We start from the raw sequence: 23,718 nt of genomic DNA on the forward strand, positions 1-23,718 counted from the left end.
TTCCTTTTCACGACACCGCCTCCATCGTTCCCGCCCCGAACTACGCCGACCTGTCTTGAAGCCGTCATCCCCGCGAAGACGGGGATCCAGAGACTTCACAGTGCGCCGGCGATGGCCCTGGATTCCCGCCTTCGGGAATGACGGGCGAGGGTCCGGGCTCGGCCGCAAGCAGCACCAGGAAGAAATACATGCTGGGACAACTCTGGGCGACCAAACACCCGCACGCCGCCCACACCGACGCCGAAGGGCTGAGCCTGCACCGCACGCTCGGGCCGTGGGGCCTGACCGCGCTCGGCATCGGCGCGGTGATCGGCGGCGGCATCTTCGTCATCACCGGCAAGGCCGCGGCCGAGCACGCCGGCCCGGCGATCATGCTGTCGTTCGTGCTCGCGGCGATCTGCTGCACCTTCTGCGCCCTGGCCTATGCCGAGTTCGCCGCGATGGTGCCGGTCTCGGGCAGCGCCTATACCTACACCTACGCCACCCTCGGCGAACTCGCCGCCTGGTTCATCGGCTGGATGCTGATATTGGAGTACGGCGTCTCGGCCTCGGCGGTGGCGGTCAGTTGGACCGGCTATCTGCTCAGTCTGCTGGAACATTTCGGCATCACCCTGCCCGCCGCGCTGGTGCAGGCGCCGCTCGACGCCAAGCTGCGTCCGACCGGCGCGATCGCCAACCTGCCGGCGGCGGCGATCGTGCTGCTGCTGACCTGGCTGTGCTACGTGGGCATCCGCAAGTCCTCGGCCATGAACATGGCGATGGTGCTGCTGAAGTCTGGCCTGATCGTCCTGGTGATCGTGGTCGGCTGGAAATACGTCGACCCGACCCTGTGGCAGCCGTTCATCCCCGAGTCGCAGGGCCCCGGCAAGTACGGCTGGGAAGGCGTGCTGCGCGGCGCCTCGATGGTGTTCTTCGCCTACATCGGCTTCGAGGCGGTGTCGGTGGCGGCGCAGGAGTCGCACAAGCCGCAGAAGGACATGCCGATCGGCATGCTGGCCTCGCTGGCGATCTGCACCGTGCTCTACATCGGCATGGCCGCGGTCATGACCGGCCTGGCCCCGTACACCCTGCTCGGCACCGACGAGCCGGTGGTCACCGCCATCGCCGGCCATCCGGAGCTGAACTGGCTGCGCCTGGTGGTCGAGATCGGCGCCCTGGTCGGCCTGTCCTCGGTGGTGCTGGTGATGATCATCGGCCAGCCGCGCATCTTCATGATCATGGCGCGCGACGGCCTGCTGCCGCCGGTGTTCACCAAGATCCACCCGAAGTACCGTACCCCGCACATCAACACGGTGATCACCGGCATCGGCATCGCCCTGCTGGCCGCCCTGTTCCCGCTCGACATCCTCGGCGACATGACCTCGATGGGCACCCTGATCGCCTTCGCCTCGGTCTGCGCCGGCGTGCTGATCCTGCGCCGCACCCAGCCCGATTTGCCGCGCCCGTTCCGGATCCCGTTCGCCTGGGTGATCTGCCTGGCCGGCATCGGCAGCTGCCTGGTGCTGCTGTCGACCATGACCGCGCACAACTGGATGCTGATGGGCATCTGGACCGGCATCGGGTTCGCCATCTACTTCGCCTACAGCTTCCGCCACAGCCGCATGCGCAAGAACAGCTGAACGGCCCCCGGCCGGCCTTCGAGCGGCCCATCGCGGCCCCGCGGCAACGCTGTGTTGCCGCCAGGACCGGCAATGACGCGGCGACCGGAGCGATCCGGTCGCCGTTTGTTTGTAAACTGAGACCATGAACAGCTCTCTGCCCTACGACCCCCAACGCCTGTCGCACTGCGCCGGCGAGATCATCGTCAACGTGCGCGAGCTGGCGCTGCGCGGCTGGACCCCGGCCACGAGCAGCAATTTCTCCAGCCGCATCGACGCCCAGCACGTCGCCATCACCGTCTCCGGCCGCGACAAGGGCCGGCTGACCGAAGGCGACATCATGGTGGTCGACCTCGACGGCCAGCCGGTCGCGACCAGCCACCGCCCCTCGGCCGAGACCCTGCTGCACACCCAGCTGTACAAGCGCTATCCCCAGGTCGGCTGCGTCCTGCACACCCATTCGCAGACCCAGACCGTGGCCTCGCGCCTGTACGCCGGCGCCGGCCACGTCCACCTGGAAGGCTACGAGCTGCTCAAGGCCTTCTCCGGCACCACCACTCACGAGACCGCGCTGGACCTGCCGGTCTACCCGAACACCCAGGACATGCCGACCCTGGCCGCCCAGGTCGACGCCACCCTCGACCGCCAGGCGATGTGGGGCTATCTGATCGACGGCCATGGCCTGTATGCCTGGGGCCGCGACATGGCCGAGGCCCGGCGCCATCTGGAGGCGTTCGAATTCCTGCTGGGATGCGAACTGGAACTGAGGAGACTGCAGCGATGAGTCGCCTGCGCATTTTCGTCGAGGACCAACCCGACACCCCGCAGCTGAGCACTTCCGACCAGGGCGAGATCGCGCGCGAGCTCGCCAGGATCGGCGTCGGCTTCGAGCAATGGCAGGCCGCGCAGCCGGTCAAGCCGGGCGACCCGCCCGAGGCGATCATGGCCGCCTACCGCGGCGACATCGACCGCCTCGTCGCCGAACGCGGCTTCAAGACCGTCGACGTGGTCAGCATCGCCCCGAACAACCCGCAGCGCGAAACGATGCGCAGCAAGTTCCTCGACGAGCACTACCACAAGGAAGACGAAGTGCGTTTCTTCGTCGCCGGCTCGGGCCTGTTCACCCTGCACGTGGAACCGAAGGTCTACGAGATCAAGTGCGAACAGGGCGACCTGATCTCGGTGCCCGACAGCACCCTGCACTGGTTCGACATGGGCCCGGAGCCGAGCTTCGTCGCGATCCGCTTCTTCACCGAGCCGGACGGCTGGGTCGGCCACTTCACCGGCAGCGACCTGGCCCAGCAGTTTCCGCGCTACGAGAAGGGCCAGGCGGGGTGAGTCTAGTAACGAGCGAAGAGGAGTGAGGAACGAGCGGGTTGCGCTCGCACCCGATTCGCCTCGCTCGTTCGCCGGCCCCCGCTGGCGCTCACTGCGCGCATGACGCCCAACGCTCGTTCCTCACTTCTCTCGCACACGACCGGTCCTATGCCCATCCGCGCCATCCTCACCGATATCGAAGGCACCACCAGCAGTATTTCGTTCGTCAAGGACGTGCTGTTCCCGTACGCGCGCCGCGCCCTGCCCGCCTTCGTCGCAGCGCGCGGACGCGAGCCGGCGGTGCGCAAATGGCTGGATGCGGTCGCGCTGGAAAACGGCGGCGTCTGCCAGGACTCGGTGGTGGTCGAGGTGCTGCAGGGCTGGATCGACCAGGACCGCAAGCACACCGCGCTCAAGGCGCTGCAGGGCATGATCTGGGCCGACGGCTACAAGAGCGCCGACTTCACCTCGCACATGTACCCCGACGCAGCCCCGGCGCTGCGCCGGTGGAAGGAGCAGGGCCAGCGCCTGTACGTCTATTCTTCCGGCAGCGTGCCGGCGCAGCGGCTGCTGTTCGGCCACAGCGACGCCGGCGACCTGACCGGCTTGTTCTCGGGTTGGTTCGACACCGAAGTCGGCGGCAAGCGCGAACGCGACAGTTATGCGCGTATTGCCGAGTCGATCGGCTTGCCGGCGGACGAGATCCTGTTCCTGTCCGACGTGGTCGAGGAACTCGACGCTGCGCGCGAAGCCGGCCTGGCCACCGTGCTGATCGACCGCCTCGACGACTACCCGCAGCCGCGCGAAGGCGAAGCGACCCACGGCCATACCCGCGCGGAATCGTTCGCCCAGGTCGAGGTTTGACGGCGGGCGGCGGTTCGCCGCCGCGCTCCCTGCCCTTTGCCGACGCCGCTCCTGGGCGGGCGCGGGGCAAGCCGCGACCGCGAACCCACGCCGGCGGTCGGACCGCGATGGCCTACCGCAATGCCACGCTGCGATGAGCGCAGCGCCGTCCCGCTACAACCGGCTCAGATGCCGGATCCGCACTTCATCGCGCTCCACACCGCGTTCGCTGGCGACCTGGCTGCGGATCCGCTCGACCAATTCCGCCGGATCGAACCCGCCGGCTTCCGGCGGCGCGTAGTCGAGCGTGGTCTCGCCGCGGATGCAGAACCGGCCGCCGACCCGGATCTCGTAATCGGCGAAATAGAAATGGTGCCCCGACGCCGGGCTCATGCGCGCGGCTCAGGTGCCGACGTGGACGTCGTTGCCGCTTTCGGTGCAGCCCAGGTGCTCCAGGGCGATCGACAGGGCCAAGGTATAGCTCTGCGCGGCGTAGCCATGGACCAGGCGCAGACGCGGGCCGCATCGCGGCGCGATCGACGGCTCCAAGGCGCCCATGTCGTCGTCGTGGACTTCGATGTAGGGCATCGGCAAGCGCGCCAGCGCGCCGCGCAAGGCCTCGCTCGGCGGCACGCAGGCGCCGGGGTCCAGCAACAGCAGTTCGGTATTGGCCGCGCGCATCGCCTGCAGGCAGTCGACCAGTTCGGCTTCGCTGCGGCAGCTGCGCAGCGCGAGCGTCTTGCCGGCGATGGCGGCGCGCTCGACCAGGCTCGCGCGCACCGCGCCGGCCAGGGCCGGCGCGCTCGGATCAACCTCGGACATACCGCCTTGCGGGCCGCGCAGGATCAGGATCGACACGTCGCTACTCACGGCGCACTCGGGGTGGCGCGCCTGCGGAGCACTGTAGGAACGAGGGGCGTAAAGGCGCCATTCGCGGCGCCGGCGGCGGCGTAAAACCGGCGTCAATTCTTGAACGAAGCGCGGCGTATGGGCGCAGGCGGCTACACCGCGACGGCGGCGATTGCGCCGTGGCCGATGTTCGATGTCGCGGCTCGCGCCGCTCCTACCCAGAAGCTGCGCAACAAAGGGGTAGGAGCGGCGCAAGCCGCGACCACGCCGCGCCAAAATCGCGGCGAAAGAACGATGCTCGCTATGGCGGCAACCACATCAATCAGCTCAGGCAGGCGGCCGCGCCCCTCACCCGTGAATCTTCTCGCCCCGCGCCAGCATCGCCACCAACTTCTCGATCCGGCTTGCGCGCGTCTCCGGCTTCTTCGCGGTCTGCACGCGCCACAGCACTGCATAGCGGTTGGTCTTGTCGAGCTGCTCGAAAAACGCGCGCGCCTTGGGCTGCCGGTCGAGCGCCTTGGCCAGGTCGTCGGGCACTTCGATCTTGCTGGCCGAATCGTAGGCCGCGTCCCAGCGTCCGTCGGCCTTGGCCGCCTCGACCTCGCGCAGCCCACCGGCCGCCATGCGGCCCTCGGCGATCAGTCGCTCGACCTTCCCGATGTTGATCTTCGACCACAGCCCCTTGGGCCGGCGCGGGCTGAAGCGCTGCAGGAAGAAACAGGCGTCGAAGCTGCGCTTGAGCCCGTCGATCCAGCCGTGGCACAGGGCCACGTCGAGGGCCTGCTCGTAGTTCACCGTCACTGCGTTCTGGCCTTTCTTGGCGATCTTCAGCCACACCCCGCTCGCCTCGGGGTGAGCGAGCAGCCATTGCTCGAAAGCGGCAGCGTCGTCGAAGACGATGATCGGCGATTCGTCGAGTGCGGCCATGGGGTCAGTCCTGTGCGGCGTCGAGCAGACGGTAGGAGGCGGACAGGCGCTGCTCGCCCTGCCACGGGTCGAACACCCGCACCTCGACCCGGTGTTCGCCGGCGGCCGCATCGGTGGGCAGCATCGCATTCCACAAATGCGCCGACGGCGTGGCGATGGCGGCGCGGTCGTAGCCGCGCAAGCGTTCGGCCTGGTCGTCGCGCGCGTTCTCGGCCAGCACCGCCGGGTCGGGTTGCTCGATGCGCCGCATCGGCTTCCACTCGCCCTGGTCGATGCGGTATTCGACGCGGCTGTCCTCGCGGCCCATGTAGACGTTCGCGAACACGCCGCGGACCGGGTAGGAGCCGCGCCGCACCGCCTTCGGCAGATACAGGCGCAGATAAGGACTCGCGGCCTGGCCGCTGTCGCTCTGGCGCGCCGGGAACCAACGCAGGCCATAGCCGGCGTCATTGCGCACCGACAGTCGCGCATAACCGTTCGGGGTGCCGTCGCTCATGGTCGTATCCGGGATGCCCTGCGCATCCTTGACCCCGGACCAGAACGCGCCGCAGGCCGCGCCGACGTTGTACTCGTGCAGCGGTTTTGCGCCCTGCCAACCCTCGGCGGCGTCGTGGAAGACATGCCGCTGAGTGTGGCTGTGGCCGCTGAGCACCAGGACGTTCGGGAACTCCTTCAGCAGCGCGAACAAACGCTCGCGATCGGCCCGGCGGAAGGTCTCGCGGCCCGGCGCCGCGTCGAACAAGGGGATGTGCAGGGCGAGCACCAGCAGGCGCTGTTTCGATGCGCCGGCCAGATAGTTTTCCAGGAAGGCGAACTGGTCCGGACGCAGGCCGCCGATGTAATCGGGCTTGCCGCCCGGCTGATAGACCACGTCGTCGAGCACCACGAAATTCGCCTGCGGCTCCTCCCAGGCGTAGCTGTCGGGCCCGTAGACATGGCGGAAACTCAGCAGCGAGTCCTCGTCGCGCGTCGCATCGAAATCCAGGTCGTGGTTGCCCGGCGCATGCAGCCACGGCACCCCGAGGCGGGCGGTGACCGCATTGAGCTGCGGGTACAGCGTCAAATCGTCGTGGGTGATATCGCCCAGGCTCAATCCGAGGTCGGCCACGCGCGCGCCGGCGTGGCCGACAAGCAGCGGTTCGACGATGTCGCGGCGGTAGTAATCGACATCGGTCGCGGTCTTGGTTTGCGGGTCGGCGAACACCAGCACGTCGAGCGCGCCGGCCGGCGTGCGGCGCTCGGGAATCAGGCCGTAGTCGCGGCAGCCCGTCGCCACCGGCATGCCGCCGTACTTCAGCGCCGGCCCGTCCTGCAGCCGCACGTTGAGCCAATAGTCCGGCAGCCCGCTGGCGCGACTCGCCAAACGATACCCGGCCGGCTTGATCAGGAACTGGCTGCGGTTATCTCGCAGCGGCAACCGGAACCTGCCCTGCGCGTCGGTGACCGCGATGCGCTCGCCGTCGGACACCCGCTGCCCCGGCAGGCCGCGCTCGCCGGCATCGCGCCGACCGTTGCCGTTGCGGTCTTCGAACACGCGGCCGCCGTCGCAGGGCGCCGCCTGCGCCACCGAGGTGGCGGGGACGGCCAAGGCGAACCACAAGGCGACGGCGAACAAGGACGGACGCATGGAGGACTCCGGAATGAGCGCTCATTATGCGGCGATCCTCGGCCCGGACCGAGGCCGGCGGCACGCTGTGGGATGGAGGGAGGAGCCGGCATCGTGCTGACCGGTGGCCAGCCGTCCCTGGGGACATTCGCCGGTGGTGCGGGTACGACGGCGGTTGCGGGTTCGCAGTCGCGGCTTACGCCGCTCCTACAGGGATGGATTCGCGGCCCTGCGTCGTAGGCTGCCCTTTGCAGTAGCGACGTGCTTCGCGACCACGGGACGCGCGGAGATCTGAAGGCCGTCGTCATCCATTGAAGCGGCGCACTTGCGCCGGGGTAGGAACGGCGCAAGCCGCGACCGCGGGACGCGCGGAGATCTGAAGGCCGTCGTCATCCATCGAAGCGGCGCACTTGCGCCGGGGTAGGAGCGGCGCAAGCCGCGACCGCGTTGTGGCGGTCTCGCGGCGCTTCTCAATCAAGATCAAGATCAAGATCAAACCCAAAGCTTCCGCCACTAAAGCGGCGGGTTACTTTCTTTTGTCTAAAGCAACAAAAGAAAGGTAACCAAAGAAAAGTGCTTTTCCTTGAATCAAGGGCCCGCGCGAGTGGTGCTTCCGCAGGGATTTTTCATACGGGACATCCCTGTCCCGATGAAAAACGGCCCGCATCCCTGCGGGCCGCCCTCCGGGTCTTCTTTGGCCTTCGCTAGTGCGGACCTGCGCAAAGCAACATCAACATCAACATCAACATCAACATCAAGAACTAAGGCCGCGGTCACGACTACGGTCACGGCCACGGCCACGGCTAAAAACAGGAAATCGGAGAACGGCGGCGCCCTCCCCCTGTAGGAGCGGCGTGAGCCGCGACCGCGGGACGCGCGGAGATCTGAAGGCCGTCGTCATCCATCGAAGCGGCGCACTTGCGCCCGGGTAGGAGCGGCGCAAGCCGCGACCGCGTTGTGGCGGTCTCGTGGCGCTTCTTTCAATCAACATCAACATCAACATCAAGATCAAGATCAGGACAGGATCAGGATCAAACCCAAAGCTTCCGCCACTAAAGCGGCGGGTTACTTTCTTTTGTCTAAAGCAACAAAAGAAAGGTAACCAAAGAAAAGTGCTTTTCCTTGAACCAAGGGCCCGCGCGAGCGGTGCTTCCGCAGGGATTTTTCATACGGGACCTCCCTGTCCCGATGAAAAACGGCCCGCATCCCTGCGGGCCGCCCTCCGGGTCTTCTATGGCCTTCGTTAGTGCGGACCTGCGCACGGCAACATCAACGTCAAGAACTAAGGCTACGGTCACGACTACGGTCACGGCCACGGCCAAAAACAGGAAATCGGAGAACGACGACGCCTTCCTGTAGGAGCGGCGTAAGCCGCGACCAAGGGACGCGCGGGAACGCCAGGGCCAATCTCATCCGTCGAAGCGGCGCGCTTTCGCCGGGGTAGGAGCGGCGCAAGCCGCGACCGCGAATCTGCGGATGGCGGCGCAAGCAATCGGGTTGCATGGTCGCGGCTTGCGCCGCTCCTACCCGAGAGCGGACGCGGTCGGTCAACCGTTGCCGTTGCCGTTGCCGTTGCCGTTGCCGTGATTTTGATCTGCTTTGCCGCCTTGCCGGTCAACAGAAGACCCGGAGGGCGGCCCGCAGGGATGCGGGTCGTGCGCAGGCAGGCCATGGATGGCCTGTCTGGAGCATCACCTGCGTCGGCTTCGATCGTTCGGGCCTTTGATTAAAACAAAAGCACTTTTCTTTGGTTACCTTTCTTTTGTTGCTTTAGACAAAAGAAAGTAACACGCCGCTTTAGTGGCGGAAACTTTGGGTTTGATCTTGATCCTGATCTTTAATTGAAAGAGACGCCGCAAGAATGTCAAGGCGATGTCGCGGCTTGCACCGCTCCTACCCCGAGAGCGGCGGATCGCGGGAGACGATGCGAACACTCCAGGACGGACTAATCGCCCTGCGAACCCCGGTGCGGCTTGCCATGCCGCTCGCGCAGCACCGCCACCGCGTCGGCCAGCGACAGGCCGCGCGCGCGCAGCAGCACTTGCAGGTGAAACAGCAGGTCGGCGGCTTCGCCGCACAGGGCGGCATCGTCTTCGGCCACCGCGGCCAGCGCGGTCTCCACGCCTTCCTCGCCGACTTTCTGGGCGATCGAGCGCACGCCCTTCTCGAACAGCTTGGTGGTGTAGCTGCCGGCCGGGCGCTCGCGTTCGCGCTCGGCGATCAGGCCGTCGAGTTCGCCGAGAAAGGCCGCGATGTCGGCGGGCGCGGACGGGAAGCAGCTGTCGCGACCGAGATGGCAGGTCGGGCCGTGCGGACGCGCGCGCACCAGCAAGGTGTCCCGATCGCAATCGGTCTCGATCGAGACCAGGTCGAGGTGATGGCCGGAGCTTTCGCCCTTGGTCCACAGCCGCTGTTTGCTGCGGCTGAAGAAGGTGACGTGGCCGCTGTCGAGGGTGACCCGCAACGCCGCACGGTCCATGTAGCCCAGCATCAGCATGCGCAGGTTGGCCGCGTCCTGGACCACCGCCGGCAGCAGGCCGTCCTGCTTGTCCCAGGCCAGGGCGTCGATCTGCTCGGGACTCAGCGTCGCGGACGCTGCTACCGAAGGATTAGTGGAGCTGTCGGACTGGGACACCCTGCTCTCGCAATGCTGCTTTCAAGGCCGGAATGCGGATGCTGCCGGAGTGGAACACGCTCGCGGCCAGGGCCGCGTCGACGTCGGCCTGCAGGAACACCGCGCCGAAATGCTCGATCGCGCCGGCGCCGCCGGAAGCCACCAGCGGCACCTCGCAGATCGCCCGCACCGCGGCGAGCTGTTCGAGATCGTAACCGCTGCGCACGCCGTCGCTGCCCATGCAGTTGAGCACGATCTCGCCGGCGCCGCGCCGCTGCGCCTCGACCACCCAGTCCAGGGTGCGCCGGGCCAGGGCCTGGGTGCGGGTCGGGTCGCCGGTGTACTGGCGCACCCGCCATACGCCGTCGGGGTCGCGCAGGCTGTCGATGCCGACCACCACGCACTGCACGCCGAACTCCCCGGCGATTTCGCCGATCAGCTCGGGTCGCTCCAGCGCCGGGGTGTTGATCGAGATCTTGTCGGCGCCGGCGTTGAGCACGCCGCGCGCGTCGTCGACCGAGCGGATGCCGCCGGCGACGCAGAACGGTATGTCGATCGCGCGCGAGACGCGCTCGACCCAGTCGCGGTCGACGCTACGGCCCTGCGGGCTGGCGGTGATGTCGTAGAACACCAACTCGTCGGCGCCCTCGTCGCGATAACGCAACGCCAGCTCGACGATGTCGCCCATGTCGACGTGGTCGCGGAAACGCACGCCCTTGACCACGCGCCCATCGCGCACGTCCAGGCAAGGCACGATGCGCCGGCTCAATCCGTTCAGCATCGGCGCACCTGGCGCAAGGCATCCGTCAGTTCGAACCGGCCTTCGATCAGCGCCTTGCCGAGCACCGCGCCGGCGCAGCCGACGCCGTCGGCGGCGACGATGTCGGCGATGTCGCGGATGCCGCCGGAGGCCTGCAGCTGCACGTGCGGAGCGACCTCGTGGATGTGCCGGTACAGGTCGAGGTTCGGCCCGGCCAGGGTACCGTCGCGGGAGACGTCGGTGCACAGCAGGTGGCGCAGGCCGGCCTGGGCATAGCGTTCGAGCAAGGGCTCCAGGCGCACGCCGCTGTCCTCGGTCCAGCCGGCCACCGGCAGTTCCCAGTCGCCTTCGCTGTTCTGGCGCACGTCCAGGGCGATGGTGATGCGGTCGGCGCCGAAGCGCTTGAGCCAGCCGATCACCAGCTCGGGTTCTTTGATCGCCAGCGAACCGACCACGACCCGGTCCGCGCCGGCGTCGAGGATGGCCTCGACGTCGGCCTCGCTGCGCACCCCGCCGCCGGTCTGCACGCGCATCCAGCTGGAGGTGGTGATCGCGCGCAACAACGGCGCCAGGGTATAGCCGCCGTAGCGGGCGGCGTCGAGGTCGATCAGGTGCAGCCACTTGGCGCCGGCCTCGGCGTAGCGCGTGGCCAGGGCGAGCGGCTCGGTCTCGTAACGGGTCTCCTGGGCGTAGTCGCCCTGGTGCAGGCGGACGACCCGACCGTCGCGAACGTCGATCGCGGGATATAGCGTGCTGTTGCCCATGTTCACGCCTCCAACGCCAGGAAATTGGCGAGCAGGCGCGAGCCGACGGCGGCCGAGCGCTCCGGATGGAACTGGGCGCCGTAGCAACGCCCGCGCCCGGCGACCGCAGTGAAGCTGCGGCCGTAGCTGGCGCTGGCCAGGGTGTCCGAGGTCAGCGGCGCGGCGTAACTGTGGACGAAATAGGCTTGGTCGCGCTCGCCGATGCCGGTCAACAATCCCGGGGCGCCGGTGGGCGTTTCGCATTTGTCGAGGAAATTCCAGCCCATGTGAGGCACACGTACTCCTGGTCCTGATTGCAGCCTGGTGATCCGGCCCGGAAGGAGTCCGAGGCACTCGACCTCGCCCTCCTCCGAGGACTCGTACAGCAGCTGCATGCCCAGGCAGATCCCGAGCAACGGCTGCTGCAAGCGGCGGATCGGATCGACCAGGCCCCGTTCCCGCAACCTCGCCATCGCGGGGGCAGCTGCGCCCACGCCCGGCAGGATCACGCGATCGGCCGAGGCGATCGTTGCGGGGTCGGCGCTCAGGATCGAACGCGCACCCAGCCGCTCCAATGCATAACGCACCGAGCCGATGTTCCCCCCACCCGAGTCGACGACTACCACCCACGACATCACAGGACCCCTTTGGTACTCGGCAATTCGCGACCTTCGCGGCGGATCGCCTGGCGCAGCGCGCGCGCCACGGATTTGAAGCAAGCCTCAACCTTGTGGTGATCGTTATCACCTTCCACGTTCAGATTCAGGTTGAGCCCGGCGGTTTCGCACAGCGAACGGAAGAAATGCGCGACCAGTTCGGTCGGGAAATCGCCGACCCGCTCGCGCGCGAAGGTGCCGGAAAACACGAAATACGGGCGGCCGGAGAAATCCAGCGCCGCGCGCGCCAGCGTTTCGTCCATCGGCAATACGACGGTGTGTCGGCCTGGTGTGCTTTCTTGAAGTGTGCTTTCCGCAAATGTGCTTTCTTCGGTTGCGACTCGCTGAAGTGTGCTTTCCTCGCCCGCACGCTCCGAACCGCCCGCCGCCACCGCGTCGAAGCCGTAGCGGCCGATGCCGCGCTTGTCGCCGAGCGCCTCGCGCAGGGCCTGCCCCAGCGCCAGCGCGCTGTCTTCGATGGTGTGGTGCTCGTCGATGTGCAGGTCGCCCTCGCAGCGCAGCTCCAGGGCGAAACCGCCGTGCTTGCCGATCTGTTCGAGCATGTGGTCGAAGAAGCCCAGGCCGGTGTGGACCTTGGGTTCGGCGACGCGGTCCAGGTCGACCGCGACCTCGATCCGGGTCTCGCGGGTATTGCGCTGCACCCGCGCGGTGCGCGGGCAGTCGGCCAGGGCGTGGGCGATGCCGGCCCAGTCCCACTCGCCGCCGAACTGCCCGGTGCGCAGCTGGAACGCGCGGATGCCGAGGTTGGCGGCGAAGCCGTTGTCGGTCTCGCGGTCGCCGACCATCGCCGAGCGCGCCCAGTCGATGCCGCGGTCCTTCAACAGCGGCAGCGCCAGACCGATGCCGGGCTTGCGGGTGGGCAGGTTCTCGGCCGGGAAACTGGTGTCGATGAGCACCTCGCGGAACACGATGCCCTGGCTTTCGAACACCTGCATCATCAACTGGTGCGGGCCGTCGAAACTCCAGCGCGGATACGCCTCGGTGCCGAGGCCGTCCTGGTTGGTGACCATCACGAACTGGTAGCCGGCGTCGCGCAGCTTCAGCATCGCCGGGATCACCCCGCGCACGAAACGCAGCTTGGCGTAGCTGTCGATCTGGAAATCGGCCGGCTCCTCGATCAGGGTGCCGTCGCGGTCGACGAACAGGATCGGCGTCAGCGCGCTCATGCCGCCACTCCGCGCATCTGCGCCGTGCGGGTCAGCACCTCGATCACCGCCGCGTTCTGCTCCGGCGTGCCCAGGCTGATGCGCAAGGCATTGCCGAGCTGCGGCGCGGCGCGCATGTCGCGCACCACCATCCCGGCGTCGAGCAGGGCGTCGAACGCCGCTTGGGCATCGTCGAAACGGGCGAGCAGGAAGTTGGCCTGCGAGGGATAGACCTGGAGCACCCCGGGCAAAGCCTGCAAGGCCGCGTACAGGCGTTCGCGCTCGCCGATCGCGGTGACCACGCGGGCCTTGGTGGTGTTGCGCGGCACCTCGGCCAGGGCGCGCAGGGCCAGGTTCACGCACGGCGTGGGCAGCGGATACGGCGCCTGGCAGCGCTGCAATGCGGCGATCAGCTCGGCATCGGCGATCACGCTGCCGATCCGCGCCGCGGCCAGCGCGTGCGCCTTCGACAAGGTCCGCAGCACTGCGATATTGCGGCGCGCGGCGAGCAGGCTCACCGCCGAGCCGCCGTCGGCGAATTCGAGATACGCCTCGTCGACCACGACCAGGGCGCGGCCGCGCAGGCGCAGGGCCAGCGCGTCGATCTCGGCCAGCGGCAGCAAGGTACCCGAGGGGTTGCCGGGCGAGCACAGGAACACCAGCCGGGCCTGCTCGCGCTCGGCCGCCTCGGCGACCGCGGCGAAATCGCAGACGAAACCGGCCGGCGTGTCGCGCAGCGCGACTTCGACGGTGCGGGTGCCGTGCAGGCGCGCGTTGACCGCGTACATGCCGAAGGTCGGCGGCGTCAGCACGATGGCGTCGCCGCCCGGGCGGCACAGCGCGCGCACCAGCAGGTCGATCGCCTCGTCGCTGCCGCGCCCGGCCAGGAGTTGCTGCGGCTCGCAGCCGTACAGTCCGGCCAAGGTTTCGCGCAGGCGCTGCGGTTGCGGGTCGGGATAGCGGCGCACCGAACCTTCGCCGTCGGCGACGCTCGGCCAGGCGGCCTCGTTGGCGTTGAGCCAGACCCGGCCGCTGCGCTTTTCGCTGCGCGCCGAGCTGTAGCCGGCGAAGTCGCGCAGGTCGTCGCGCAACAGGTTCAAAGGGTTGTCGTCGTTCATGTCGATCCGGTCCGTTGCGTTCGCGCCGCTCATGCCGCCACCGCCCGCAAGCGTACGGCCACCGCCTCGCGATGCGCGTCCAGGCCTTCGGCCGAGGCCAGCTCGACCGCGCACGGCCCGATCGCCAGCAGGCCGCGCGGCTGCACTTCCTGCACCGTGATCGCGACCTGGAAGCTGGCGACGTTGACGCCGCTGGCGTAACGCGCCGCGCCGCTGGTCGGCAGCACGTGGTTGGTGCCGCTGCAGTAATCGCCCAGCGCTTCCGGCGCCCAGTCGCCGAGGAACACCGAACCGGCCGCCTCGACTTCCGGCAGCCACTCGCGCGCATCGCGCAGGGCCAGGATCAAGTGCTCGGGGGCGTAGCGGTTGCTGACTTCGAGCGCGCGTTCGATCGAATCGACCCGGATCGAACGCGAGGATTGCAGGGCCGCACGCGCGGTGTCGGCGCGCGACAGCCGGGCCAATTGGGTTTCGAGTTCGAGGTCGACCGCATCGAGCAGGGCCTCGTCGTCGCTCAGCAGCAGCACTTGCGAGTCCGGGCCGTGTTCGGCCTGCGACAACAGGTCGGCGGCGACGAAGTCGGCGCGCGCGCCGGCATCGGCGATCACCAGCACTTCCGATGGCCCGGCCGGCAGGTCGATCGCCGCCCCGCCCTCGATCAGCGCGACCTGGCGCTTGGCCTCGGTGACGTAGGCGTTGCCGGGCCCGAACAGCTTGTCGCACTTGCCGATGCTTTCGGTACCGAAGGCCATCGCCGCGATCGCCTGGGCGCCGCCGAGCTTGAACACCCGGGTCACCCCGCAGCGGCGCGCGGCGTAGAGCACCGCCGGGTCGGCGCTGCCGTCGCGGCGCGGCGGCGTGCACAGGGCGATTTCGCGGCAACCGGCCAGGTCGGCCGGTATGGCCAGCATCAGCGCGGTCGAGGGCAGCGGCGCCGAGCCGGCCGGCACGTACAGGCCGACCCGGCGGATCGGCCGCAGGATGCGTTCGCAGCGCACGCCGTCGGCGGTGTCGATCGCGTACGGCTCGGTCATGCCGGCGTCGTGGAACAGCGCGATGCGTTCGGCGGCCTCGTCGATCGCCGCGCGCAAGGCCGGCGTCAGCGAGGCCTCGGCGGCGTCGAACTCGGCCGCATCGACCGCGAAGCGCTCGGGCGCGGCGCCGTCGAAACGTTCGGCATACCGGCGCAGCGCGGCGTCGCCGTCGCGGCGCACCGCTTCGACGATCTCGGCCACCGCGGCCGCGGTCGAGGCCCGGGTCTGCTGGGCGGGACGGCGCAGCGCCTGTTCGCGCGCGGCGTCGTCGAGCGCGTTCCAGTCGAGCCGTTGCATCTTCGCGGTCATGCCAGCATGCCCTCGACCGGCACCACCATCAGCCCGCGCGCGCCGGCGCGCTTGAGTTCTTCCAGCCGCTGCCAGGTCACCGCGCCGTGGCACAGCGCTTGCAGGGCCACGCCATCGCCGTTGTCCAGGCTCATCACCGTCGGCGGCTCGGCATCGGGCAGCAGCGGCAGCAGTTCGTCGAGCAAGTTGCGCGGCGCCTGGAACATCAGCAGCTTGCTGTTGCGCACCCGCAGCGCGCCGTCGAGGCGGCGCAGCAGCAGGTCGGCCAGTTCGCCGCGCACGTCGTCGAAGCCGCCGGCCGGGCCGGCCAGCACCGCCTCGCTTTCGATCAGGGTCTGCACCGGCTTGAGCTGGTTGGCCGACAGGGTCGCGCCGCTCGACACCAGATCGCAGATCGCCTCGGCCTGGCCCAGGCGCGGGGCGATTTCGACCGAGCCCGACAGCAGCACGACCTGGGCGTCGACGCCCTCGCCGGCCAGCCACTGCGACAGCAGCGCCGGATAGCTGGTGGCGATGCGCTTGCCGGCCAGTTGCTGCGGGCCTTCCCAGTGCCAGGCCTCGGGCACGGCCAGCGCCAGCCGGCAGCCGCCGAAGCCGAGCGCGCGCCACTCGCGGAACGCCGATTCGCGGCCGTTGCCACGGCGGTCGCCGTCCTGTTCGAGCAGGACGTTGCGCCCGACGACCCCGAGGTCGCAGACGCCGTCGGCGATCAGGCCGGGAATGTCGTCGTCGCGCACCAGCAGCAGGTCGACCGGCAGGGTTTCGCCGTAGCAGAACAAACGATCGCGACTCTCGCGCCAGCTCAGGCCGCAAGCGGCCAGCAACGCACGCGCCGGCTCGGCGAGACGGCCGGATTTCTGGATCGCGATGCGCAAGCGGTCACGCGCGGCGGCGCTGGCGGGAGGGCTCATGAACGGGTCTCGGAAGGGGGCGGTCGGTGCGGGAAAGAGGCGGCAGGCCGATGGCGGCGTGCCCGCGGGAAGCGAAGGCGCGAACGGGGTCAGCGATGTCGCGCGGCGCGCCGGTGCAGGGCCGCGCCGTAGCCGCCGGTGCCGCGCTCGAGCACGCGGGCGACGCGCCCGATCGTGGTCACGCTGACCTGGGTGCGGTCGTGGATTTCGCGATACGGCACGCCTTCGTTGAGCAGAGGCACGACCCGCCAGCGATCGCTCATCGCCTCCAGCTCGGCCGGCGTGCACAGGTCCTCGAGGAAGGCCCGCACCTGTTCGGCGCTGCGCAGGCCGGCCAGGGCCACCGCCAAATCGGCGATCGCATCCTCGGTCTGCTCGGTGTCGTTGGCGCGGCGCTTCATTGCGGAGAACTCGGTCGGTTGGGCGGTTGGGGTGCAGGGCAGTCGGCCGCGACCGGAGAGGCGCGGGCCGATGCCCGATAGTTCAATGCATTAATGTACTAACGCGTTAATACATTATCGATCCGGCCGACTTTCGTCAAGCCGGCCTGTCGCGGCGAGGAATTGCGTTAAGACTCAGATGCGCCCGGACCCGCGCCCTGCCCGGGGTCGAGGCGCCGCGCGACCGCTGTCCCCCGACGCTCCCGCCACCGCGACGCAAAGGCCTGTGTCCGCCACCGCCACGGAAGATGAATATCAACCCTGCCCTCGCCGCCGCACCGAGCCGCCCCGCCTCGCCCCAGCGCCGCTGGGCCGGGTGGGCCTGGCTCTGCCTGCTCGCCGCCATGCTGTTCGCGCCGGCCTCGGCGCAGAGCGTGCTGAACCTGGAGCGCAGCACCCGCGAGGTCGAGCTCGCGCCGTTCACCCGTTACTACCACGACACCGGTGGCCGCCTCGACCTCGACGGCGCGCGCCGGGCGCTCGCGGAAAAGCGCTACCGGCCGCTGCCCAACGGCAACGGCTCGTTCGGCTTCCAGCGCGGCGCTTACTGGTTCCACGTGGCCGCGGTGAACCGCAACGGCGAGGTGCCGCGCTGGCTGCTGGTGCAGCAGTTCGCGCTGAGCGACCGCCTCGACGTCTACACCCGCACGCGCGACGGCGCCTCGACCCATCAGGTCGGCGGCGACAGCCAGTTGTTCGCCTCGCGCGCGATCCGCTACCGCCATCCCAATTTCTGGATCGACCTGCCGGCCGACCAGCCGGTCGACATCTTCGTGCGCGTGCGCAGCGACAGCTCGATGCAGGTGCCGCTTACGCTGTACACGCCGAGCGCGTTCACCGAACTCGCGCGCGACGCCCAGTTCGGCATCGGCCTGTACTACGGCATCCTGGTCGCGCTGTTCTTCTACAACCTGGTGCTGTGGCTGAGCCTGCGCGATTCCAGCTACTTCTGGTACCTGTTCCACATCTGCGCCTTCGGCCTGGTGCTGCTGACCCTCAACGGCCTCGGCTTCGAGTATCTGTGGCCGCGTTCGCCGTGGCTCGCCGACCACTCGGTGCCCTTGTCGATCTGCCTGGCCCAGATCGGCATGCAACAGTTCGCGCGCAACTTCCTCAGCCTGCGCCGGCGCTGGCGCTTCGGCGACTACGTCGGCCTGGGCATGATCGGGTTCTTCGTCCTGCTCGGCATCGCCGCGACCCAGCTGCCCTACCGCATCGCCACGCCGATCGCCTCGGCGGCGGTGTTCGTCAGCATCGCCTGGATCGCGGTCGAAGGCATCGTGGTGATGCGCCGCGGCTACAAGCCGGCGCGCCTGTTCCTGCTGGCCTGGTCGGCGTTCCTGCTCGGCACCGGCATGTTCGCGGCGATCGCCTTCGATCTGCTGCCGAAGATGTTCATCACCGAATACGGCGTGCAGATCGGCTCGGCGCTGGAAATGCTGCTGCTGTCGGTCGCGCTGGGCTATCGCTACGCCTCGCTGCGCAACGAGAACGAACGCATCGTGCGCGAGGCCAAGGAGCAACTCGAACACAAGGTCGAGCAGCGCACCACCGAGCTGCGCAGCACCCTGGCCCTGCTCGAGGACGCGCACGCGCGCCTGCGCGAGACCAGCCAGCGCGACGGCCTGACCGGCCTGCACAACCGCAGTCATTTCCGCGAGGCCTTCGAGGCCTTGCTGCACCGCTCGCGGCGCCAGCACCGGCCGCTGGTGCTGATGATGATCGACCTGGACCACTTCAAGCAGATCAACGACCACCACGGCCACCTGGTGGGCGACGAATGCCTGCGCTGGGCGGCGGGCCTGATCGCGCAGATCCTGATCCCGCACCATGCCCTGCTGGCCCGTTTCGGCGGCGAGGAATTCGTCGCGGTGCTGCCCGACCAGGACCTCGACGCCGGCGCGCAGGTCGCCGAGGCGCTGCGGCTGCGCCTGAGCTCGCAGCCCTGCCCCAGCCGCAGCCACGACATCCCGGTCACCGCCAGCATCGGCGTGCACGAGATCGCACCGGATGCGGACATGGGCGTGGAAGCGGCGTTGCAGTTCGCCGACCAGGCCCTGTACCTGGCCAAGGCCGACGGGCGCGACTGCGTGCGGGTGTGGGGGGCGGCGGTGCAGGCGTGAGCCGGAGCCGGCGATTGCGCGGACCGCGCGATGCGGCTCAGCCCCGCAGTCGCCAGCTGCGCGTCACCGGCCGTACATCACATCGGACCGCAGCGCGTACTTGACGCCTTCGAGCACCGCGGCGCCTTCGTGCCAGGTGTCGTGCACGAACAGCAGGCCGGCGCCGGTCTTCGGCACCACCTTGAACTGGCGGAAGTCGGTCTCGCCGCCGGCGAAATCGTCGTTGAGATACACCAGCAAGGTCAGCCGGCTCGACCGGCCGTCTTCGCTCCAGGGGCCGTCCTTGTGCATGCGGAACCGCTGGCCCGGCGAGTATTTGTAGAAGCGCAGCGCTCTCGGCAGGCCGGCCGCGCGCTCGCCCTCGAGCACCGGCAGTTCGAGCGCGGACAACCGCTGCCACAGCCGCTCGGCCCAGGCCGGCGACTCGAACACTACGCGTTCGTTATTGCGCACGTGCTGCAGGCTTTTCTGCTCGCCCGACGGGGTGCGCACGCCGGCCGATTCGAAGCCTTGGCCTTCGGCAAGCGCGATCAAGGCCTCGCACTCGGACGGCGCCAGCAAGCCGTCGACGCTGAAGACGCGGTCGTTGTGGAAGATCGTCTGCATCCTGGGCTCCTGCCGGGGAACAACGATTCGGTGGGCGGCGATGTCTTGGGGTTGGGGCGCAGCGGCCCCCACCCTCACGCCAACCCCTCTCCCGCCGGCGGGAGAGGGGCTTCGACACAGGTGCGGCTTTAGTTCTGCATCGCGGCGCGCGCCGCGGCGATCAGGGTGCCTTCGTGGACCAGTTGCACGGCGGTGGCGACTTCGCCGTCGAGCGCGCGGTCGCGGTCGAGGAAGGCGATGGCTTCGCGCAGCCTGGCGTGCGCCGCGGCGACCGCCTTGCCCGGGCGGAACTCCTCGGCGGCGGCCAATTCGGCGCGCAGGCCTTCGACCTCGGCGAGGAATCCCGGGTGATCGGCGCTGTCGCCGACCGGGCCGCCGGAAATCTTGGCGGCCAGGGTGTCGGCATCGGCGCGGTCGGCCAGATCGCGGGCGGCGTTGATCATGTCGCGGCGCAGGTCCAGCGCCTGGGCGGCGGTGTACAGTTCCAGCGCGAGCACCTTACCGAGGTCCTCAGTCATCGCCAGCACGTGGCGGGCCTCGTTGGCGCCCATCGAAACGTGGTCCTCGGCGTTGGCGCTGGTCGGGATCGAATACACCGAAGCCGGATGGGCGCGGCTGGCGAGGTCGTTGACGATGGCCGCGGCGGTGTACTGCACGATCATGTGGCCCGACTCGGTCGCATCCTCGTTGCCGATCAGGAAGCCCGGCAAGCCGTCGTTGGTGGCCGGGTCGACCAGCTTGTTGAGGCGGCGCTCTGAAATGCTCGCCAGCACCGGGATCGCCGCCTTGACGTAGCTCATCGCCAGCGCCAGCGGCATGCCGTGGAAATGGCCAGCCGAGATCACTTGCTGCTCGACGTGCTCGGCCTGCGCGTCCGGGAACACGATCGGGTTGTCGGTCAGCGAATTGAGTTCGATCTCGAGCACGCGCGCGGCCTGGGCGATGGCATCGCGCACCGCGCCGTGCACCTGCGGGATGCAGCGCAGCGAGTAGCTGTCCTGCGGCTGGTGCTTCTTGCCGCCGCGGAACGGGCGGAACCGGGTATAGAACTTCTCGCGGCCGTGGCGCTGGCTGAAAGGCACCCAGTCCCAGCCGATGTCGAAGCTGAGCTGCTGCGACTGTTCGGTGTCCCAGCTCTGCGGCAGCCAGGGACGGAAGCGCGGCACCAGGTGATAGGGAATGTCGGCGAGGGTCGAGCCTTCGAGCAGGCGGCGCAGGTTGGCGGCGACCTCGACCTGGCCCGGGTGCGGACGCAGGTCGTGCACGGCCTCGGCGAAGGCGCCCAGGCGGCCGGCGAAAGCGTCGATGGTCATCGCCGCGGCGAGGTCGGCGGTGTCGAGCAGGTCTTCCAGGCGGGCAAGCGCGAGCACGCCGCAGGCGAGCATCTGCGCGGTGCCGTTGTTGAGCGCCAGGCCTTCCTTGTAGGACAGCTTGACCGGGGTCAGCCCGGCCAGCTGCAGCGCTTCCGCGCCCGGCATGCGCCGGCCGTCATAGAAGGCTTCGCCGCCCCCGAGCAGCACGATGGCCAGGTGCGACAACGGCGCCAGGTCGCCGCTGGCGCCGACCGAACCCAACTGCGGAACCACCGGCACGATGCCGGCGTTGAGCATCGCCGCGAGCGCCTGCAGGGTCTGCACGCGGATCCCGGAGTGGCCGCGCATCAGGGTGTTGATGCGGATGCACAGCATCGCGCGCACGATCTCCGGGGCGAACGGCTCGCCGACGCAGACCGCGTGGGTGACGATCAGGTTGCGCTGCAGCTCTTCGTGCAGGGTTTCTTGATTGCGCTTGGCGCCCGGCAACTGGTCGCGCAGGTGGTGCGCGCCGAGCAGCCGGTCGGCGTTGCTGCCGAAGCCGGTGGACACGCCGTAGATCGGTTCTTCGCGGCGCACCTGTTCGGCCAGGAAGTCGGCCGCGCGGGCCACCGCCGGCAGCTGCGCCGCGGCCAGTTCGACCTGGGCGCCGTAAGCCACGGCCACGAGCTGCGAACGCGTCAGCGAACGGCCATCGAGTTGGATCTTGTTCAAGTTGTAACCTCGCCTCGCACCCTGGCGATCATCTGAACGGCCGCGCTCACGCCGCGAACGGTGCAGCCCGGCCGAGCGTACTCGGGAGTCGGTGCGTCAATGGAACGATGGGAACCGCGACAGCGTCATTGCGCCGCGGCATGGAGTCGGCCCGCATCCGCGCCGGATCGCGATCCGGTGCGGGACGAACCACGGAAACGGCCGCGGACGCGAACCCGCGCGCCCGCCGCCGCGGACCCGCCGTGCAGCAGGCCGCCGCGCGGATCGTCCGATCCGCCGCGCCGGCCCGGCCTGCACGGGCCGGGATCACTTCATGACCCGCGACTGCTCCAGTTCGACCCGCAGCGTGCGCGCCAGCTCGGCGCGCGACACCTCGAACTGGTCTTCGCGGCGCAGGTCCTTGACCGTCGCCGTGCCCTTGGCGATTTCGTCCTCGCCCAGCACCACCACGAAGCGGATGCCGGCGCGGTCGGCGTACTTGAACTGCTTGCCGAGCTTGGAGGTCTCCATCACCACTTCGGTGTTGAGGCCGCCGTGGCGCAACTCGTTGGCCACCGCCAGGCAGTGCGGCAGGTGCGCGTCGTCCATCTGGGTGACCAGCACCTGCACGCTGCTGTCGGCGGTGCTGACCAGGCCGGCTTCCTGCAACTGCCAGAACAAACGGGTCAGGCCGATCGAAATGCCGACGCCCGGCAGCTTGGACTTGGTGTAGTGGCTGGCCAGGTCCTCGTAGCGCCCGCCCGAACAAATCGAGCCGATCTGCGGGAAGTCGTCGAGGGTGGTCTCGTAGACCGTGCCGGTGTAGTAGTCCAGGCCGCGCGCGATCGAGAAGTTGAGGGCGTAGTTCTTTTCCGGCACGCCCAGCGCGCGGATCAGCTCCAGCACCTCGCGCAGCTCGGCCGCGCCTTCGCGCAGGGCCTCGTTGCCCTCGCCCAGCGCGGCCAGCCTGGCCAGCGCGTCGGCGTGCGAGTTCGAACGCACCGCGACGAAGTCGAGGATGGTCGCGACCGCATCCGCGGCCAGGCCGAACTCCGGACCGGTCAGGGTTTCGCGCACGTAGTCCGGGCCGCGCTTGTCGAGCTTGTCGACCTCGCGCAGCACCAGCGCCTGCAGGCCGCCGTCGGCGACGCCCTGGGCCTCGAAGAAGCCGCGCAGCAGTTTGCGATTGTTGAGCTGGATCGTGAACGGCCCGATGTCGAGCTCGGAAAACACCGCATAGATCGCCGCCGGCAGCTCGGCGTCGTAGCGCACGCTGAGGCTGTCCTTGCCGATCACGTCGATGTCGCACTGGTAGAACTCGCGGAACCGGCCGCGCTGCTGGCGCTCGCCGCGGTACACGCGCTGCATCTGGTAGCGGCGGAACGGGAACGCCAGCTCGTGCTCGTGCTCGGCCACGTAGCGCGCCAGCGGCACGGTCAGGTCGAAGCGCAGCGCCATTTCAGGCACCCCGCGCTCGCCGGACTGCGCGCTCTTCTCCAGCGAGCCGGTGGACTGGACGAAATAGACCTGGCGCTCGGTTTCGCCGCCCGACTTGGTCAGCAGCACCTCCGACAGCTCCATGACCGGGGTTTCCACGGGCAGGAAGCCGAAACGCTCGAAATTGCGCCGGATCGTGTCCAGCATGCGCTGGAAGGCGATCTGGTCGCGGGGCAGCAGCTCCATGACTCCCGGCGGGGTACGAGGCTTGATCAAGCGGAACTCCAATACGTCGGCCGCGCCGACAACGAGCTTGGGGGTTGGAAAGCGCCACAGTTTAACGGCCGCCCCCGCTCCCTGCTCGCCCGATCGACAGACCCCTTGCGCCGGCCGGGGGGGAGTCGCTAGAATTTGCGGCTCAGCAGTCGGGGTGTAGCTCAGTCTGGTAGAGCGCTACGTTCGGGACGTAGAGGTCGCAGGTTCGAATCCTGTCTCCCCGACCAATGCTGAGAGTGTTTCTGACTAAGCCGGCCTTGCGCCGGCTTTTTCGCGTCTGCGCATCCAGCCCTTCCGCGCATGGCCTCGCCCCCATGGCCGGAACGGGCCGGCAGGCGACGCGACGCGTGTGCAGCCGCGCCTGCGCACCGCAGACCCG

Annotated in this window: 21 protein-coding genes and 1 tRNA gene; 6 read left to right on the plus strand and 16 right to left on the minus strand. The window is 68.8% G+C overall.

Going from position 1 to position 23,718, the window contains the following annotated elements; translation table 11 throughout:
- The first annotated feature begins 188 nt into the window (after positions 1 to 188).
- The 4 genes from ACSAMQ_RS06075 (at position 189) to mtnC (ending at position 3,779) form a co-directional block, all read left to right on the plus strand.
- The gene (locus ACSAMQ_RS06075) at positions 189 to 1,619 is read left to right on the plus strand and encodes an amino acid permease (protein ID WP_435394799.1); all 1,431 of its coding nucleotides are present in this window, start codon (positions 189 to 191) and stop codon (positions 1,617 to 1,619) included.
- A gap of 124 nt (positions 1,620 to 1,743) precedes the next feature.
- Positions 1,744 to 2,382, plus strand: coding sequence for a methylthioribulose 1-phosphate dehydratase (locus ACSAMQ_RS06080; protein WP_435394800.1), 639 nt, complete (start codon positions 1,744 to 1,746; stop codon positions 2,380 to 2,382).
- A complete protein-coding gene (locus ACSAMQ_RS06085; protein WP_435394801.1) occupies positions 2,379 to 2,936 on the plus strand; it encodes a 1,2-dihydroxy-3-keto-5-methylthiopentene dioxygenase in 558 nt (185 codons plus the stop codon). Before ACSAMQ_RS06080 ends, ACSAMQ_RS06085 begins: the two co-directional genes overlap by 4 nt.
- Before the next feature lie 147 nt (positions 2,937 to 3,083).
- Positions 3,084 to 3,779 (plus strand): acireductone synthase, encoded by a 696-nt coding sequence (mtnC, locus tag ACSAMQ_RS06090; protein ID WP_435394802.1) that lies wholly within the window; start codon positions 3,084 to 3,086, stop codon positions 3,777 to 3,779.
- A 153-nt stretch (positions 3,780 to 3,932) separates the two neighbouring features.
- On the opposite strand, the gene ACSAMQ_RS06095 is transcribed toward mtnC, so the two are convergent.
- The 13 genes from ACSAMQ_RS06095 to ACSAMQ_RS06155 all read right to left on the minus strand — a co-directional run bounded on the left by ACSAMQ_RS06095 (position 3,933) and on the right by ACSAMQ_RS06155 (position 16,852).
- The gene (locus ACSAMQ_RS06095; protein WP_435394803.1) at positions 3,933 to 4,151 is read right to left on the minus strand and encodes a hypothetical protein; all 219 of its coding nucleotides are present in this window, start codon (positions 4,149 to 4,151) and stop codon (positions 3,933 to 3,935) included.
- Between the two features lie 9 nt (positions 4,152 to 4,160).
- The gene (locus ACSAMQ_RS06100) at positions 4,161 to 4,616 is read right to left on the minus strand and encodes a type II 3-dehydroquinate dehydratase (protein ID WP_435394822.1); all 456 of its coding nucleotides are present in this window, start codon (positions 4,614 to 4,616) and stop codon (positions 4,161 to 4,163) included.
- Between the two features lie 339 nt (positions 4,617 to 4,955).
- Positions 4,956 to 5,534, minus strand: a complete 579-nt coding sequence (locus tag ACSAMQ_RS06105) for a YdeI/OmpD-associated family protein (protein ID WP_435394804.1) — start codon at positions 5,532 to 5,534, stop codon at positions 4,956 to 4,958.
- A gap of 4 nt (positions 5,535 to 5,538) precedes the next feature.
- Positions 5,539 to 7,161: a calcineurin-like phosphoesterase C-terminal domain-containing protein gene (locus tag ACSAMQ_RS06110; protein ID WP_435394805.1), complete on the minus strand. Its 1,623-nt coding sequence runs from the start codon at positions 7,159 to 7,161 to the stop codon at positions 5,539 to 5,541.
- A gap of 1,924 nt (positions 7,162 to 9,085) precedes the next feature.
- Positions 9,086 to 9,724, minus strand: a complete 639-nt coding sequence (gene hisIE, locus ACSAMQ_RS06115) for a bifunctional phosphoribosyl-AMP cyclohydrolase/phosphoribosyl-ATP diphosphatase HisIE (RefSeq protein ID WP_435394823.1) — start codon at positions 9,722 to 9,724, stop codon at positions 9,086 to 9,088.
- Positions 9,725 to 9,749: 25 nt separating this feature from the next.
- Complete coding sequence (gene hisF, locus ACSAMQ_RS06120) at positions 9,750 to 10,535, minus strand: imidazole glycerol phosphate synthase subunit HisF (protein ID WP_435394806.1); 786 nt, start codon at positions 10,533 to 10,535, stop codon at positions 9,750 to 9,752.
- Positions 10,529 to 11,278, minus strand: coding sequence for a 1-(5-phosphoribosyl)-5-[(5-phosphoribosylamino)methylideneamino]imidazole-4-carboxamide isomerase (hisA, locus tag ACSAMQ_RS06125; protein ID WP_435394807.1), 750 nt, complete (start codon positions 11,276 to 11,278; stop codon positions 10,529 to 10,531). The genes hisF and hisA overlap by 7 nt, the downstream gene beginning before the upstream one ends.
- 2 nt (positions 11,279 to 11,280) lie before the next feature.
- A complete protein-coding gene (hisH, locus tag ACSAMQ_RS06130) occupies positions 11,281 to 11,892 on the minus strand; it encodes an imidazole glycerol phosphate synthase subunit HisH (protein WP_435394808.1) in 612 nt (203 codons plus the stop codon).
- Entirely contained in the window at positions 11,892 to 13,091 is a 1,200-nt protein-coding gene (gene hisB / locus ACSAMQ_RS06135) for a histidinol-phosphatase (protein ID WP_435394824.1), read from the minus strand. The genes hisH and hisB overlap by 1 nt, the downstream gene beginning before the upstream one ends.
- A 5-nt stretch (positions 13,092 to 13,096) precedes the next feature.
- Complete coding sequence (hisC, locus tag ACSAMQ_RS06140) at positions 13,097 to 14,203, minus strand: histidinol-phosphate transaminase (protein ID WP_435394825.1); 1,107 nt, start codon at positions 14,201 to 14,203, stop codon at positions 13,097 to 13,099.
- A gap of 23 nt (positions 14,204 to 14,226) precedes the next feature.
- Positions 14,227 to 15,528: a histidinol dehydrogenase gene (gene hisD, locus ACSAMQ_RS06145; RefSeq protein WP_435394826.1), complete on the minus strand. Its 1,302-nt coding sequence runs from the start codon at positions 15,526 to 15,528 to the stop codon at positions 14,227 to 14,229.
- Between the two features lie 8 nt (positions 15,529 to 15,536).
- Positions 15,537 to 16,451: an ATP phosphoribosyltransferase gene (gene hisG / locus ACSAMQ_RS06150; protein WP_435394809.1), complete on the minus strand. Its 915-nt coding sequence runs from the start codon at positions 16,449 to 16,451 to the stop codon at positions 15,537 to 15,539.
- A gap of 89 nt (positions 16,452 to 16,540) precedes the next feature.
- Positions 16,541 to 16,852, minus strand: coding sequence for a YerC/YecD family TrpR-related protein (locus ACSAMQ_RS06155; protein WP_031370491.1), 312 nt, complete (start codon positions 16,850 to 16,852; stop codon positions 16,541 to 16,543).
- A 287-nt stretch (positions 16,853 to 17,139) separates the two neighbouring features.
- On the opposite strand from ACSAMQ_RS06155, the gene ACSAMQ_RS06160 reads away from it, so the two are divergent.
- Positions 17,140 to 19,014, plus strand: coding sequence for a sensor domain-containing diguanylate cyclase (locus ACSAMQ_RS06160; RefSeq protein ID WP_435394810.1), 1,875 nt, complete (start codon positions 17,140 to 17,142; stop codon positions 19,012 to 19,014).
- A 63-nt stretch (positions 19,015 to 19,077) separates the two neighbouring features.
- Here the strand turns inward: ACSAMQ_RS06160 and ACSAMQ_RS06165 are convergent, their stop codons facing one another.
- The 3 genes from ACSAMQ_RS06165 to hisS form a co-directional block, all read right to left on the minus strand.
- Positions 19,078 to 19,620, minus strand: coding sequence for a prolyl hydroxylase family protein (locus ACSAMQ_RS06165; RefSeq protein WP_435394811.1), 543 nt, complete (start codon positions 19,618 to 19,620; stop codon positions 19,078 to 19,080).
- Positions 19,621 to 19,748: 128 nt separating this feature from the next.
- The gene (locus ACSAMQ_RS06170; protein WP_435394812.1) at positions 19,749 to 21,647 is read right to left on the minus strand and encodes an HAL/PAL/TAL family ammonia-lyase; all 1,899 of its coding nucleotides are present in this window, start codon (positions 21,645 to 21,647) and stop codon (positions 19,749 to 19,751) included.
- A gap of 306 nt (positions 21,648 to 21,953) precedes the next feature.
- Entirely contained in the window at positions 21,954 to 23,339 is a 1,386-nt protein-coding gene (hisS, locus tag ACSAMQ_RS06175) for a histidine--tRNA ligase (RefSeq protein ID WP_435394813.1), read from the minus strand.
- 150 nt (positions 23,340 to 23,489) lie between these two features.
- On the opposite strand from hisS, the gene ACSAMQ_RS06180 reads away from it, so the two are divergent.
- Positions 23,490 to 23,566 (plus strand) — tRNA-Pro (locus ACSAMQ_RS06180).
- Positions 23,567 to 23,718 lie beyond the last annotated feature (152 nt).

The organism is Lysobacter sp. 1R34A (assembly GCF_051217035.1).
GTDB lineage: Bacteria > Pseudomonadota > Gammaproteobacteria > Xanthomonadales > Xanthomonadaceae > Lysobacter.

Excerpts from the sequence above, each read along its gene's own strand:
- ACSAMQ_RS06085 (WP_435394801.1), top strand. The coding sequence starts at position 2,379 with ATGAGTCGCCTGCGCATTTTCGTCGAGGACCAACCCGACACCCCGCAG.
- mtnC (WP_435394802.1), top strand. The coding sequence starts at position 3,084 with ATGCCCATCCGCGCCATCCTCACCGATATCGAAGGCACCACCAGCAGT.
- hisF (WP_435394806.1), bottom strand. The coding sequence starts at position 10,535 with ATGCTGAACGGATTGAGCCGGCGCATCGTGCCTTGCCTGGACGTGCGC.
- ACSAMQ_RS06110 (WP_435394805.1), bottom strand. The coding sequence starts at position 7,161 with ATGCGTCCGTCCTTGTTCGCCGTCGCCTTGTGGTTCGCCTTGGCCGTC.
- ACSAMQ_RS06080 (WP_435394800.1), top strand. The coding sequence starts at position 1,744 with ATGAACAGCTCTCTGCCCTACGACCCCCAACGCCTGTCGCACTGCGCC.
- hisD (WP_435394826.1), bottom strand. The coding sequence starts at position 15,528 with ATGCAACGGCTCGACTGGAACGCGCTCGACGACGCCGCGCGCGAACAG.
- ACSAMQ_RS06155 (WP_031370491.1), bottom strand. The coding sequence starts at position 16,852 with ATGAAGCGCCGCGCCAACGACACCGAGCAGACCGAGGATGCGATCGCC.
- ACSAMQ_RS06105 (WP_435394804.1), bottom strand. The coding sequence starts at position 5,534 with ATGGCCGCACTCGACGAATCGCCGATCATCGTCTTCGACGACGCTGCC.
- hisA (WP_435394807.1), bottom strand. The coding sequence starts at position 11,278 with ATGGGCAACAGCACGCTATATCCCGCGATCGACGTTCGCGACGGTCGG.
- ACSAMQ_RS06160 (WP_435394810.1), top strand. The coding sequence starts at position 17,140 with ATGAATATCAACCCTGCCCTCGCCGCCGCACCGAGCCGCCCCGCCTCG.
- hisH (WP_435394808.1), bottom strand. The coding sequence starts at position 11,892 with ATGTCGTGGGTGGTAGTCGTCGACTCGGGTGGGGGGAACATCGGCTCG.
- ACSAMQ_RS06165 (WP_435394811.1), bottom strand. The coding sequence starts at position 19,620 with ATGCAGACGATCTTCCACAACGACCGCGTCTTCAGCGTCGACGGCTTG.
- hisG (WP_435394809.1), bottom strand. The coding sequence starts at position 16,451 with ATGAGCCCTCCCGCCAGCGCCGCCGCGCGTGACCGCTTGCGCATCGCG.
- ACSAMQ_RS06095 (WP_435394803.1), bottom strand. The coding sequence starts at position 4,151 with ATGAGCCCGGCGTCGGGGCACCATTTCTATTTCGCCGATTACGAGATC.
- ACSAMQ_RS06075 (WP_435394799.1), top strand. The coding sequence starts at position 189 with ATGCTGGGACAACTCTGGGCGACCAAACACCCGCACGCCGCCCACACC.